The sequence below is a fragment of the Burkholderia vietnamiensis LMG 10929 genome (assembly GCF_000959445.1).
GTDB lineage: Bacteria > Pseudomonadota > Gammaproteobacteria > Burkholderiales > Burkholderiaceae > Burkholderia > Burkholderia vietnamiensis.
In genome coordinates, this window is the sequence record NZ_CP009631.1 from 2,036,177 (window position 1) to 2,050,075 (window position 13,899).

The following is a 13,899-nucleotide window of genomic DNA, read 5'->3' on the forward strand; positions in this document are numbered from 1 at the left end:
CGGCGCCGCCGCCGGCCGGCCGGGAACCCCGGTCCGGTCGTCGGCGCTTGCCCGAATCAGTATTTCGCCCCTACAGTTCGTGGTTGTCATCCTCTCGTCGCTCGGAAGCCCCTATGTCCAATGCCTATAAACGCGTCCTCCTCAAACTCTCCGGCGAAGCGCTGATGGGCGACGATGCCTTCGGCATCAATCGCGCGACGATCGAGCGGATGGTGGCGGATATCGCCGAAGTCGTGGGTCTCGGTACGCAGCTGGCCGTCGTGATCGGCGGCGGTAACATTTTCCGCGGTGTCGCGGGCGGCGCGGCCGGCATGGACCGTGCGACGGCCGACTACATGGGGATGCTGGCGACGATGATGAACGCGCTGGCGCTGCAGGACGCGATGCGCCACGCCGGCATCGTCGCGCGCGTGCAGTCGGCGCTGCGGATGGACCAGGTCGTCGAGCCCTACATCCGGCCCCGTGCGATCCGTCAGCTCGAGGAAGGCAAGGTCGTGATCTTCGCGGCCGGCACCGGCAACCCGTTCTTCACGACGGACACGGCCGCCGCGCTGCGCGGCTCGGAAGTCGGCGCCGAGGTGGTGCTGAAGGCGACCAAGGTGGATGGCGTATATTCTGCCGATCCGAAGAAGGATCCGTCGGCCACGCGCTACACGACGATCAGCTTCGACGAGGCGATCAGCCGCAATCTGCAGGTGATGGACGCGACGGCCTTCGCGCTGTGCCGCGACCAGAAGCTGCCGATTCGCGTGTTTTCGATAAACAAGCCGGGTGCGCTCAAGCGTATCGTGCTGGGCGAGGACGAAGGTACGCTCGTCCACGTGTAAACTCCCGCGGATGCGGGCAAGCGGCGTGGGCAGCCGGCCGAGGCGCGTGACGCGCCGGGCGCCGCCCGCGTTCTTTGAAGGTTGGAAGGTTCGGAGGTTGAAATGAGTGTCGCTGATGTCAAGAAGGGCGTAGAGCAGAAAATGCAGCGCTCGATCGAAGCGTTCAAGAACGATCTGGCAAAGATCCGCACGGGCCGTGCGCACACCGGTCTGCTCGATCACGTGCAGGTCGATTACTACGGTTCGATGGTGCCGATCTCGCAGGTTGCGAACCTGACGCTCGTCGACGCACGCACGATCGGCGTGCAGCCGTGGGAAAAGAACATGGTCGCGAAGGTCGAGAAGGCCATCCGCGAAGCCGATCTCGGCCTGAATCCCGCCACGTCCGGCGATCTGATCCGCGTGCCGATGCCCGCGCTGACCGAAGAGCGCCGCCGCGAGCTGACCAAGGTGGTCAAGAGCGAAGGCGAGACGGCGAAGGTTGCGATCCGCAACCTGCGTCGCGACGCGAACGAAGCGCTCAAGAAGCTCGTGAAGGACAAGGAAATCTCGGAAGACGACGAGCGTCGTGCCAGCGACGACGTGCAGAAGCTGACGGACAAGCACGTTGCCGAGATCGACAAGCTCGTGCAGACCAAGGAAGCCGAGATCATGACGGTCTGACGACCGTCCTCGCGCGCCGCCTTCATTCCGCCTTACTGTCTCAACGGCCATGACCTATACCAGCTCTACCGTTCGCGTGCCTGACGTCGGCGCCGTGCCGCGTCATATCGCGATCATCATGGACGGCAACGGCCGTTGGGCAACCGAACGCCGCTTGCCGCGCGTCGCCGGGCACACCCGCGGCGTGGACGCCGTGCGGTCGGTGGTCGAAGGCTGTGCGCGCGCCGGCGTCCAATATCTGACGCTGTTCGCGTTCAGTTCGGAGAACTGGCGGCGCCCGAACGACGAAGTGTCGTTCCTGATGCGGCTGTTCATCACCGCGCTCGAACGCGAAATCGGCAAGCTGCATGCGAACGGCATCCGCCTGCGGGTGGTCGGCGATCTCGATCGCTTCGAGCCGCGCATCCGCGACCTGATCCGCCGCGCCGAAACCAAGACCGCGCGCAACACGCGCCTGACGCTGACGATCGCCGCGAACTACGGCGGCCGCTGGGACATCCTGCAGGCGACCAAGAAGCTCGTCGCCCAGGCCGTGCGCGAAGGCCGCGAGGTCGACGTGACCGAGGAAGCGTTCGCGCCGCACCTGGCGATGGCCTATGCGCCGGAGCCCGATCTCTTCATCCGCACCGGCGGCGAGCAGCGCGTCAGCAATTTCCTGCTGTGGCAGCTCGCGTACGCCGAGTTCTACTTCACCGACAAATACTGGCCGGACTTCGACGGCGCGGCGCTGGCCGATGCGATCGCGTCGTATACCGAGCGCGAGCGCCGTTTCGGGCGCACCAGCGCCCAGCTCGAGCCGCAATCGCAAAACGCCGATTCCCTTTCATGCTGAAGACCCGTGTGATCACGGCGGTCGTGATGCTTGCAGTGCTGCTGCCGGTGACGCTGTTCGCGCCGCTGGCCGGCTTCGGCGCGCTGATCGGCGTCGTGCTCGTGTTCGCCGCGTGGGAATGGGCGCGGCTGCTGAAGCTCGGCGCGACCGGTGCCGTCGTCTATGCGCTCGCCGCCGCGCTCGCGCTCGCGGCGACCGTGCCGCTCGGCGTCGGCGCGGCTTCGTCCCGTCCTCTTTTCATGGCAGCCGGCGTGTTCTGGCTGCTGGTCGGCCCGTTCGCGCTGCGGCGCAAGCCGCTGCTCGCGGGCGCTGTGTGGCGGCCGTTCCTGCTCGCGGCCGGCTTCGTGGTGTTCGCGGCCTGCTGGCACGCGCTCGTCGCCGCACGTGCGCAGGGCGTGCCGTTCGTGCTGTCGCTGCTGCTGGTCGTCTGGCTCGCCGATATCGGCGCATACTTCGCAGGCAAGGCGTTCGGCAAGCGTAAGCTCGCAATCACGATCAGTCCCGGTAAAAGCTGGGAGGGCGCGATCGGCGGCTGGCTCGCCGTGATGGTCGTCGCGGGCGCCGCGATGGCCGCGCACTGGTTCGAGCCGACCCTGTTTTCCGCATTCGCCACGCATTACGGGATGCCCGGTGCGTGGGCCGCGCTGACGTTGCTCGTCGTCTACAGCGTGATCGGCGATCTGTTCGAGTCGCTGCTCAAGCGCCAGGCCGGCGTGAAAGACTCCAGCGGGCTGCTGCCCGGTCACGGCGGCGTGCTCGATCGCGTCGACGCGCTGCTGCCGGTGCTGCCGCTCGCAATGCTGCTGCTTGGTTAATCCACTATCTCTGTTATGCAAAAACGTCTGACACTGCTCGGTTCCACGGGCTCGATCGGAGACAGCACGCTCGACGTGGTCGCCCGCCATCCCGAGCGTTTTTCGGTGTACGTGCTGACCGCGCATCGCAACGGCGACAAGCTCGTCGAGCAATGCCTGCGCTTCGCGCCGGAAGTCGCGGTGGTCGGCGACGCGGCGACCGCCGCGCACGTCGAAGCAAAGCTGCGCGCCGCGGGCAGCAAGACCACGGTGCTGTATGGTCCGCAGGCGCTCGTCGACGTGTCGGCGAGCGACGGCTGCGACACGGTCGTCGCGGCGATCGTCGGCGCGGCCGGCCTCGCGCCGAGCCTCGCGGCCGCGCGCGCGGGCAAGCGCATCCTGCTCGCGAACAAGGAATCGCTGGTGATGTCGGGCGGGATCTTCATGGACGCGGTGCGCGACCATGGCGCGATCCTGCTGCCGGTCGACAGCGAGCACAACGCGATCTTCCAGTGCATGCCGCGCGACGAGAACGAGCACGGCGGCATCTCGAAGATCATCCTGACGGCGTCGGGCGGCCCGTTCCGCACGCGCGAGCCGGCCACGCTCGCCGACGTGACGCCGGACGAGGCGTGCAAGCATCCGAACTGGGTGATGGGCCGCAAGATCTCCGTCGATTCGGCGACGATGATGAACAAGGGCCTCGAGGTGATCGAGGCGCACTGGATCTTCGGTCTGCCGGGCGAGCGGATCGACGTGCTGATCCACCCGCAGAGCGTGATCCATTCGCTGGTGTCGTATCGCGACGGGTCGGTGCTCGCGCAGCTCGGCAACCCCGACATGCGTACGCCGATCGCGCACGCGCTCGCGTTCCCGGAGCGCGTCGACGCCGGCGTCGATCAGCTCGACCTCGCGCAGATCGCGCAGCTGTCGTTCGAGAAGCCGGATTACGCACGCTTCCCGTGTCTCGCGCTCGCGCTGAAGGCGCTTGAAGAGGGCGGGATCGCGAGCGCCGCATTGAACGCGGCGAACGAAGTCGCGGTCGAAGCGTTTCTCGAGCGCCGGATCGGCTTCATGGCGATCGCGGCGACGGTCGACGCGGTGCTCAACGCACTGCCGAACCGCAGCCCGAACGGGCTCGACGACGTCCTGGCGGCCGATGCCGACGCGCGTCGTCTTGCCGCCGGGTTCATTGCAAAAGCGCCTGCGCCTCGCGTGGAGCGTATCGTCTGAATGAGGTGCTCATGAACGTGCTGGTCGAACTGGTCGCGTTTGCGGTGGCGATCGGGGTGCTGGTCGTCGTGCATGAGTACGGACATTATCGCGTCGCGCGCTGGTGCGGCGTGAAGGTGCTGCGTTTCTCGATCGGCTTCGGCCAGCCCATCGCGCGCTGGGTGAGCCCGCGCACGGGCACCGAGTGGACGCTCTCCGCGTTGCCGCTCGGCGGCTACGTGAAGATGCTCGACGAGCGCGAACCGGGCCCCGGCATCAATCCGGACGAGCTCGACCAGGCGTTCAACCGCCAATCGGTGTTCAAGCGCATCGCGATCGTCGCCGCCGGGCCGATCGCGAACTTCCTGTTGGCAATCGTGCTGTTTTCGGCGGTATTCGCCACCGGCGTGACCGAGCCGGCCGCGCTGGTCGCGCCGCCGGCCGCCGGCACGGTCGCGGCCCGCGCGGGCTTCGACGGCAGCGAGACCATCGTGTCGATCCGCGACGCCGACGGCGGCGCCGCCGTGCCGGTGCGCTCGTGGTCCGACTTGCGCTGGAAGCTGCTGTCCGCCGCATTCGACCATCGTGAGGTCGTGCTCGGCGCGCGCGACGGCGGCGCGGCGACGTTCGACTTCCGCGTCGATCTGCGCAATATCCCCGAGAGCGACATCGATGACGATTTCATGGCGCGCCTCGGCTTCGAGGCCGGCGGCGGCACGCTGTCGATCGCGTCGGTGCAGCCCGGCAGCGCGGCCGAGCGGGCGGGGCTGAAGGCCGGCGACAAGCTGCTGGCGCTCGACGGCCAGCCGATCGGCGGCGCGTCGCGCTTCATCGACGCGGTGAAGCATCACGCCGGCCGGGCGGTCGACCTGCAGGTCGAGCGCGGCGGTACGACGCAGACGGTAGCGATCGTGCCGCAGTTGCAGCGCGACGACGAGACGGGCCAGCAGGTCGGCCGCATCGGCGCGGCGCTGTCGATGCACACGCCGTCGGTCGACGTGCGCTACGGGCCGCTCGACAGCGTTCGGCTCGGTGCGCACCGCACGTGGGACATCGCCGTCTATTCGCTGAAGATGTTCGGGCGGATGATCACGGGCAACGCATCGCTGAAGAATCTGTCCGGCCCGGTGACGATCGCCGACTATGCGGGCAAGAGCGCGCGGCTCGGTCCGTCGGCCTTCGTATCGTTCCTCGCCCTTGTCAGCATTAGCCTCGGGGTGCTGAACTTGCTGCCGATTCCCGTTTTGGACGGGGGGCATCTGTTATATTATCTGGTTGAAGCCGCGACCGGGAAAGCCGTCTCGGAGCGCTGGCAGCTGATTCTGCAAAGAGCCGGGCTGATCTGCATCGTCGCATTGTCGGCGATCGCATTGTTCAACGACCTGGCTCGGTTAATCCATTTCTGAAGCGTCAGGCGGCGGCCGGTCGGTCGCCGCCTGATTTGATGCAGCTAAATATTGGGGATGCACGTTGTTCAAACCTCATCGCTTTGTACCTAAGACAGTTGCAGCGGCCGCGCTCGCCGCGCACGGCCTCGCGGCGCATGCAGCGGCACCGTTCGTGGTGCAAGACATCAAGATCGAGGGTTTGCAGCGCGTCGAACCCGGTTCGGTATTCGCGTACCTGCCGATCAAGCAGGGCGATACCTTCACCGACGACAAGGCATCCGAAGCAATCCGCGCGCTGTACGCGACGGGCTTCTTCAACGACGTGCGCGTCGCCACGCAAGGCAACGTCGTGATCGTGCAGGTGCAGGAGCGTCCGGCCATCGCGTCGATCGACTTCACCGGCACGAAGGAATTCGACAAGGACAACCTGACCAAGGCGCTGCGCGCGGTGGGTCTGGCCGACGGCCGCTACTACGACAAGGCGCTCGTCGACAAGGCGGAGCAGGAGCTCAAGCGTCAGTACCTCACGCGCGGCTTCTACGCGGCCGAGGTCAAGACGACGATCACGCCGGTCGACGCGAACCGCGTGTCGATCCTGTTCGCGGTCGCCGAAGGCCCGAGCGCGAAGATCCGCCAGATCAACTTCATCGGCAACAAGGCGTTCAGCACCAGCACGCTGCGCGACGAGATGCAGCTGTCCACGCCGAACTGGTTCTCGTGGTACACGAAGAACGACCTGTACTCGAAAGAAAAGCTGACCGGCGACCTCGAAGCCGTGCGCTCGTACTACCTGAACCGCGGCTACCTCGAGTTCAACATCGAGTCGACCCAGGTGTCGATCTCGCCCGACAAGAAGGACATGTACCTGACGGTCACGCTGCATGAAGGCCAGCCGTACACGGTGTCGGGCATCAAGCTGTCGGGCAACCTGCTCGATCGCGAAGCCGAACTCACCAAGCTGATCAAGATCAAGCCGGGCGATCGTTTCTCGGCCGAGAAGCTGCAGCAGACGACCAAGTCGATTGTCGACAAGCTCGGCGAATACGGCTACGCATTCGCGACGGTCAACGCGCAGCCGGACATCGATCAGGCGAACCACAAGGTGAACCTGAACCTCGTCGTCGATCCGAGCCGCCGCGTGTACGTGCGCCGCATCAACGTGGTCGGCAACACGCGCACGCGCGACGAAGTCGTGCGCCGCGAAATGCGCCAGCTCGAAAGCTCGTGGTTCGATTCGAACCGTCTCGCGCTGTCGAAGGACCGCGTGAACCGTCTCGGCTACTTCACCAACGTCGACGTGACGACGGTGCCGGTCGAAGGCACGAACGACCAGGTCGACGTGAACGTGAAGGTCGACGAAAAGCCGACCGGCGCGATCACGCTGGGCGCGGGCTTCTCGTCGACGGACAAGGTCGTGCTGTCGGCCGGCGTGTCGCAGGACAACGTGTTCGGCTCGGGCACGAGCCTGTCGGTGAACGTCAACACCGCGAAGAGCTACCGCACGCTGACCGTCACGCAGGTCGACCCGTACTTCACGGTCGACGGCATCAAGCGCATCACCGACGTCTACTACCGCACGTACCAGCCGCTGTACTACTCGACGAGCTCGAGCTTCCGCATCATCAGCGCGGGCGGCAACCTGAAGTTCGGCATTCCGTTCTCGGAAGTCGACACCGTCTATTTCGGCGCGGGCTTCGAGCAGAACCGTCTCGACGTCGATTCGAACACGCCGCAGAGCTACCAGGATTACGTGAACGAGTTCGGCCGCGTGTCGAACACCGTGCCGCTGACGGTCGCGTGGTCGCGCGACGCGCGCGACAGCGCGCTGATCCCGAGCCGCGGCTACTTCACGCAGGCGAACGTCGAGTACGGCGTGCCGGTCGGCAAGATCCAGTACTACAAGGCCGACCTGCAGGCGCAGTATTACTACTCGTTCTCGCGCGGCTTCATCCTGGGCCTGAACCTGCAGGGCGGCTACGGCAACGGTATCGGCAACCCGTACCCGATCTTCAAGAACTACTACGCGGGCGGTATCGGCTCCGTGCGTGGCTACGAGCCGAGCTCGCTGGGCCCGCGCGACACCAAGACGAACGACCCGATCGGCGGCTCGAAGATGCTGGTCGGCAACATCGAACTGACGTTCCCGCTGCCGGGCACCGGCTACGATCGCACGCTGCGCGTGTTCACGTTCATCGACGGCGGCAACGTGTGGGGCAACGCGCCGGGCGGCACGAGTACCGGCGCGAACGGTCTGCGTTACGGCTATGGTGTGGGCCTCGCGTGGATCTCGCCGATCGGCCCGCTGAAGCTGAGCCTCGGTTTCCCGCTGCAGAAGCACGAGGGCGACCAGTACCAGAAATTCCAGTTCCAGATCGGGACGGCGTTCTGATCGAACGCATGACAACAGCAACGAGAGGGTAATTTTGCTAACCGGTAAGTTTTCGAAACGAGTGATCGGGGCGTTGACCATTGCGCTGGCCTTGGGCGCGGCGACGGCACACGCTCAGGACGTCGCCCGCATCGCGGCGGTCAATTCGGATCGGATCCTGCGCGAGTCGGCGCCCGCGAAGGCGGCGCAGACGAAGCTCGAAGCCGAGTTCGCGAAGCGCGACAAGGATCTGCAGGACCTGGCGGCGCGTCTGAAGTCGATGTCCGATTCGCTGGACAAGAACGGTGCGTCGTTGTCGGCGGCCGATCGCGCGCAGAAGCAGCGCGATCTCGCGCAGCTCGACACCGACTTCCAGCGCAAGCAGCGTGAGTTCCGCGAAGATCTGAACCAGCGCCGCAACGAGGAGCTCGCGGCGGTGCTCGAGCGCGCGAACAAGGTCATCAAGCAGATCGCGGAGCAGCAGAATTACGACCTGATCGTGCAGGAAGCCGTGTACGTCAGCCCGCGCATCGACATCACCGACAAGGTGCTCAAGGCGCTCGCGTCCGGCTCGACGAACTGAACGGAGCAGACGACGAATGGCATTGACGCTCGAGGCACTCGTAAAGCGGTTCGGCGGCGAGATCGTCGGCGACGCCCAGTGCAAGGTCAGCGGCCTCGCGCCGCTCGACCAGGCCGGCCCTCAGCAGCTCGCGTTTCTCGCGAATCCGAAGTACCTGTCGCAGGTCGAGACGAGCGGCGCCGGCGCGGTGCTGATCGCGCCCAAGGACCTCGAAAAGCTTGGCGCGGCCGAGGGATCTCCGACATCCGGCCCCCGGATGGCCGGCCCCCGGACGGCCGGCCCCAGCAACTTCATCGTGACGGCGAATCCGTACGCGTACTTCGCGCGCGTCGCGCAGATGTTCATCGATCTGGCCACGCCGCCGCGCGTGGCCGGCGTGCATCCGAGCGCGACGATCGACCCGTCCGCGCAGGTCGCCGCGAGCGCGGTGATCGGTCCGCACGTGACGATCGAGGCCGGTGCGGTGATCGCCGATGACGTGCAGCTCGACGCCGGCGTGTTCGTCGGCCGCGGCACGACGATCGGCGCGGGCTCGCACCTGTATCCGAACGCAGCGGTGTACCACGGCTGCAAGATCGGGCCGCGTGCGATCATTCATGCGGGCGCGGTGATCGGCTCGGACGGCTTCGGCTTCGCGCCGGATTTCGTCGGCGACGGCGACGCGCGCACCGGCAGCTGGGTCAAGATCCCGCAGGTCGGCGGCGTGTCGATCGGCCCGGACGTCGAGATCGGCGCGAACACGACGATCGATCGCGGCGCGATGGCCGATACCGTCATCGAAGCGTGCGTGAAGATCGACAACCAGGTGCAGATCGGCCACAACTGCCGGATCGGCGCATATACGGTCATCGCGGGCAGCGCCGGGATCGCCGGCAGCACGACGATCGGCCGCCATTGCATGATCGGCGGCGCGGCCGGGATCGCCGGCCACGTGACGCTCGGCGACTACGTGATCATCACCGCGAAGTCGGGCGTATCGAAATCGCTGCCGAAGGCCGGCATCTATACGAGTGCGTTCCCGGCCGTCGACCACGGCGAATGGAACCGCAGCGCCGCGCTCGTACGCAACCTCGACAAACTGCGCGACCGCATCAAGGCGCTCGAAACCGCGCTGGCCGCCCAGGGCGGCACGGACGCCTGACCACCATGCGAGACCACCAACCGGGCACGGCCAGCGCATCCGCCCGGTTAGCCGGACCGGGCCGCACGACGGCCCGCATCAGCCTTTGCATCACCACCGCGCAGCCTCTGCGTGAGACGAACCATCATGAGCACTGAAAAAATCAATCTCGACATCCACAAGATCCTCACGCTGCTGCCGCATCGCTACCCGATTCTGCTGGTCGACCGCGTGCTCGAACTCGAGCCGCACAAGGGGATCAAAGCGCTGAAGAACGTGTCGATCAACGAGCCGTTCTTTCAGGGACATTTCCCGAAGCGGCCGGTGATGCCGGGTGTGCTGATCCTCGAGGCGCTCGCGCAGGCGGCCGCGCTGCTGACCTTCGCGGAAGAGCAGCCGAAGGATCCGGAGAACACGCTGTACTACTTCGTCGGCATCGACGGCGCGCGCTTCAAGCGCGTGGTCGAGCCGGGCGACCAGCTGATCCTGAACGTGACGTTCGAACGATACATCCGCGGCATCTGGAAGTTCAAGGCGGTGGCCGAAGTGGACGGCAAGGTGGCGGCGGAAGCCGAACTGATGTGCACGGTCAAGACGGCCGACGCGGCGCCCTGAGCGACGCGGCACGCATGAGCAACATGACGCGGGCAACGCGACACATCATAACGAGAGGCAACGGCGCATGACCAGGATTCATCCTACCGCGATCGTCGAACCGGGCGCGCAGATCGACGAGTCGGTCGAGATCGGGCCGTACGCGATCGTCGGGCCGCATGTGACGATCGGCGCGCGCACCACGATCGGCTCGCACAGCGTGATCGAAGGTCACACGACGCTCGGCGAAGACAACCGCATCGGCCATTACGCGTCGGTCGGCGGCCGTCCGCAGGACATGAAGTACAAGAACGAGCCGACCAGGCTCGTGATCGGCAACCGCAACACGATCCGCGAATTCACGACGATCCACACCGGCACCGTGCAGGACGCCGGCGTGACGACGCTCGGCGACGACAACTGGATCATGGCGTACGTGCATATCGGCCACGACTGCCGGGTCGGCAACAACGTGATCCTGTCGAGCAACGCGCAGATGGCCGGTCACGTCGAGATCGGCGACTTCGCGATCATCGGCGGGATGTCGGGCGTGCATCAGTTCGTGCGCATCGGCGCGCACTCGATGCTCGGCGGCGCGTCGGCGCTCGTGCAGGACGTGCCGCCGTTCGTGATCGCTGCAGGCAACAAGGCCGAGCCGCACGGCATCAACGTCGAAGGCCTGCGCCGGCGCGGTTTCTCGCCGGACGCGATCTCGGCGCTGCGCAGCGCGTACCGCCTGCTGTACAAGAACGGCCTGTCGCTCGACGAGGCCAAGGTACAGCTGCGCGAGCTCGCGAGCGCCGGCGGCGACGGCGATGCGCCGGTGGCCGCGCTCGTCGCGTTCGTCGACGCGTCGCAACGCGGCATCATCCGCTAACCGATGCCGCTGCCGACCAATCAGCTGCGGCTCGCCATGGTGGCCGGCGAGCCGTCGGGCGACCTGCTCGCGGCGTCGCTGCTCGGCGGGCTGCAGGCGCGACTGCCGGCGTCGACCCACTATTACGGGATCGGCGGGCAGCGCATGCTCGCGCACGGCTTCGACTCGCACTGGCAGATGGACAAGCTGACGGTGCGCGGTTACGTCGAGGCGCTGGGCCAGATCCCCGAGATTCTGCGCATTCGCGGCGAACTGAAGCGCCAACTGCTCGCCGAGCGGCCCGACGCATTCATCGGCGTCGATGCACCCGACTTCAACTTCAACGTGGAACAGGCCGCGCGCGACGCGGGCATTCCGTCGATCCACTTCGTGTGCCCGTCGATCTGGGCGTGGCGCGGCGGGCGGATCAAGAAGATCGCGAAGTCGGTTGACCACATGCTGTGCCTGTTCCCGTTCGAACCGGCGATCCTCGACAAGGCGGGCGTCGCGTCGACGTACGTGGGCCATCCGCTCGCCGACGAGATCCCGCTCGAGCCCGACACGCACGGCGCGCGCATCGCGCTCGGCCTGCCGGCCGACGGCCCGGTGATCGCGGTGCTGCCGGGCAGTCGCCGCTCGGAGATCGCGCTGATCGGCCCGACGTTCTTCGCGGCGATGGCGCTGATGCAGGAGCGCGAGCCGGGCGTGCGCTTCGTGATGCCGGCGGCGACGCCCGCGCTGCGCGAGCTGCTGCAACCGCTCGTCGCCGCGCATCCGCAACTCGCGTTGACGATCACCGACGGCCGCTCGCAGGTCGCGATGACGGCCGCCGACGCGATCCTCGTGAAGAGCGGCACCGTCACGCTGGAAGCCGCGCTGCTGAAGAAGCCGATGGTGATCTCGTACAAGGTGCCCTGGCTGACCGGCCAGATCATGCGCCGCCAGGGCTACCTGCCGTACGTCGGCCTGCCGAACATCCTGGCCGGGCGCTTCGTCGTGCCGGAGCTGCTGCAGCACTTCGCGACGCCGGAGGCGCTCGCCGACGCGACGCTCACGCAGTTGCGCGACGACGCGAACCGCCGCACGCTGACCGAAGTGTTCACCGAAATGCACCTGTCGCTGCGGCAGAACACGGCCGCGAAGGCGGCCGAAGCGGTCGTGCGGGTGCTCGAGCAACGCAAGGGGCGCGCATGACCGCCACTCGCGCACCACGTGCAGCGCGCGGCCGCGTGCCGCTCGACCAGCGCGGCTTCGATTTCAGCCGGCCCGACGACATCGTCTGCGGCGTCGACGAAGCCGGGCGCGGCCCGCTCGCGGGCCCGGTGGTCGCCGCCGCGGTGATCCTCGATCCCGCGCAGCCGATCGAAGGCCTCGACGATTCGAAGGCGCTGTCCGCGAAAAAGCGCGACGCGCTGTACGACCTGATCGTCGCGCGTTCGCGTGCGTATTGCGTCGCGTCGGCCAGCGTCGACGAGATCGATACGCTGAACATCCTGCATGCGACGATGCTCGCGATGAAGCGCGCGGTCGAAGGCCTGTCGCTCATGCCGACGCTCGCGCAGATCGACGGCAACCGTTGCCCGACGCTGATGGTGCGCGCCGAGGCGATCGTCAGCGGCGACGCGCTCGTGCCGAGCATCTCGGCGGCGTCGATCCTCGCGAAAGTCACGCGCGACCGGATGCTCGTCGAGCTGCATGCCCGCCATCCGGTGTACGGCTTCGACGTGCACGCCGGCTACGGCACCGCGAAACATCTTGCCGCGCTGCGCGAGCATGGGCCGTGCGAAGCGCATCGGCGCTCGTTCGCACCCGTGCGCGCGGCGCTCGACCTGATTCGATGAAAAGCATCACCTCACGCGACAACCCGCTGTACAAGCGGCTGAAGGCGCTCGCGGGTTCGACGGCGCAGCAGCGCCGCGGCGGCCACGCGCTGCTCGAAGGTTTCCATCTGGCCGGCGCCTATCTCGACACGGGCGCGATCCCCGAGCTGTGTGTCGCGACCGAAGGCGCGCTCGCGCACGCCGAAGCGCAGGCGATCGTCGCGCGCATCGACGCGCCGCGGGTCGTCACGCTGCCCGACGCGCTGTTCGGTCAGCTGTCGAACGTCGTCAGCGGCGTCGGCCTGCTGCTGCTGGTCGAGCGGCCGGCGCAGCCGCTGCCGGCGCGCGTCACCGATACGTCGGTCGTGCTCGACGGCGTGCAGGACGCCGGCAACGTCGGCTCGATCCTGCGCAGCGCGGCGGCGGCCGGCGTGCGCCACGTGTTCTGTGCGCCGGGCACCGCGTATGCGTGGTCGTCGAAGGTGCTGCGCTCGGGCATGGGCGCCCACTTCCTGTTGTCGATTCACGAGGACGTCGAGCCGGACGCGCTCGCCGAGCGTCTCGACGTGCCGGTCGCGCTGACCGATTCGCACGGCGCGCAGGCCGTCTACGACTGCGATCTGTCCGGCCCCGTCGCATGGGTGTTCGGCAACGAGGGGGCGGGCGTGTCGGCGTTCTGGCGCGATGCGGCGACCCATCGCGTGACGATCCCGCAGCCGGGCGGGATGGAGTCGCTCAACGTCGCGGCGGCGGCGGCCGTGTGTCTGTTCGAGCAGGTGCGGCAGCAGCGGCGCAAATGAGACGCGCGCGCCGCGCGCCAGGTCGTCGGCGCGCAGCGCCCA

General features: G+C 67.1%; 14 protein-coding genes. All 14 read left to right on the forward strand.

Going from position 1 to position 13,899, the window contains the following annotated elements; translation table 11 throughout:
• Nucleotides 1-113: 113 nt before the first annotated feature.
• The 14 genes from pyrH (at nucleotide 114) to AK36_RS19345 (ending at nucleotide 13,857) form a co-directional block, all read left to right on the forward strand.
• Entirely contained in the window at nucleotides 114-827 is a 714-nt protein-coding gene (gene pyrH / locus AK36_RS19280) for a UMP kinase (protein WP_011885142.1), read from the forward strand.
• 102 nt (nucleotides 828-929) lie between these two features.
• Nucleotides 930-1,490, forward strand: a complete 561-nt coding sequence (frr, locus tag AK36_RS19285; RefSeq protein ID WP_014723218.1) for a ribosome recycling factor — start codon at nucleotides 930-932, stop codon at nucleotides 1,488-1,490.
• Between the two features lie 49 nt (nucleotides 1,491-1,539).
• Complete coding sequence (uppS, locus tag AK36_RS19290; protein ID WP_011885140.1) at nucleotides 1,540-2,322, forward strand: polyprenyl diphosphate synthase; 783 nt, start codon at nucleotides 1,540-1,542, stop codon at nucleotides 2,320-2,322.
• Nucleotides 2,316-3,137, forward strand: coding sequence for a phosphatidate cytidylyltransferase (locus tag AK36_RS19295; protein ID WP_014723217.1), 822 nt, complete (start codon nucleotides 2,316-2,318; stop codon nucleotides 3,135-3,137). Before uppS ends, AK36_RS19295 begins: the two co-directional genes overlap by 7 nt.
• A gap of 15 nt (nucleotides 3,138-3,152) precedes the next feature.
• Complete coding sequence (locus AK36_RS19300; protein ID WP_045578981.1) at nucleotides 3,153-4,349, forward strand: 1-deoxy-D-xylulose-5-phosphate reductoisomerase; 1,197 nt, start codon at nucleotides 3,153-3,155, stop codon at nucleotides 4,347-4,349.
• A gap of 11 nt (nucleotides 4,350-4,360) precedes the next feature.
• Entirely contained in the window at nucleotides 4,361-5,734 is a 1,374-nt protein-coding gene (gene rseP / locus AK36_RS19305) for an RIP metalloprotease RseP (RefSeq protein WP_014723215.1), read from the forward strand.
• A gap of 64 nt (nucleotides 5,735-5,798) precedes the next feature.
• Complete coding sequence (bamA, locus tag AK36_RS19310) at nucleotides 5,799-8,105, forward strand: outer membrane protein assembly factor BamA (protein ID WP_011885136.1); 2,307 nt, start codon at nucleotides 5,799-5,801, stop codon at nucleotides 8,103-8,105.
• 34 nt (nucleotides 8,106-8,139) lie between these two features.
• The gene (locus AK36_RS19315) at nucleotides 8,140-8,667 is read left to right on the forward strand and encodes an OmpH/Skp family outer membrane protein (RefSeq protein WP_011885135.1); all 528 of its coding nucleotides are present in this window, start codon (nucleotides 8,140-8,142) and stop codon (nucleotides 8,665-8,667) included.
• Between the two features lie 16 nt (nucleotides 8,668-8,683).
• Entirely contained in the window at nucleotides 8,684-9,808 is a 1,125-nt protein-coding gene (lpxD, locus tag AK36_RS19320) for a UDP-3-O-(3-hydroxymyristoyl)glucosamine N-acyltransferase (RefSeq protein ID WP_045578982.1), read from the forward strand.
• Nucleotides 9,809-9,934: 126 nt separating this feature from the next.
• On the forward strand, nucleotides 9,935-10,402 hold the full coding sequence (gene fabZ / locus AK36_RS19325; RefSeq protein ID WP_006495559.1) for a 3-hydroxyacyl-ACP dehydratase FabZ: 468 nt from the start codon (nucleotides 9,935-9,937) through the stop codon (nucleotides 10,400-10,402).
• 67 nt (nucleotides 10,403-10,469) lie between these two features.
• Nucleotides 10,470-11,258: an acyl-ACP--UDP-N-acetylglucosamine O-acyltransferase gene (gene lpxA / locus AK36_RS19330; RefSeq protein WP_011885133.1), complete on the forward strand. Its 789-nt coding sequence runs from the start codon at nucleotides 10,470-10,472 to the stop codon at nucleotides 11,256-11,258.
• Between the two features lie 3 nt (nucleotides 11,259-11,261).
• Entirely contained in the window at nucleotides 11,262-12,431 is a 1,170-nt protein-coding gene (gene lpxB / locus AK36_RS19335) for a lipid-A-disaccharide synthase (protein WP_011885132.1), read from the forward strand.
• Nucleotides 12,428-13,078: a ribonuclease HII gene (gene rnhB / locus AK36_RS19340; protein WP_011885131.1), complete on the forward strand. Its 651-nt coding sequence runs from the start codon at nucleotides 12,428-12,430 to the stop codon at nucleotides 13,076-13,078. The genes lpxB and rnhB overlap by 4 nt, the downstream gene beginning before the upstream one ends.
• Nucleotides 13,075-13,857, forward strand: a complete 783-nt coding sequence (locus tag AK36_RS19345; RefSeq protein ID WP_011885130.1) for a TrmH family RNA methyltransferase — start codon at nucleotides 13,075-13,077, stop codon at nucleotides 13,855-13,857. The genes rnhB and AK36_RS19345 overlap by 4 nt, the downstream gene beginning before the upstream one ends.
• Nucleotides 13,858-13,899: the final 42 nt, after the last annotated feature.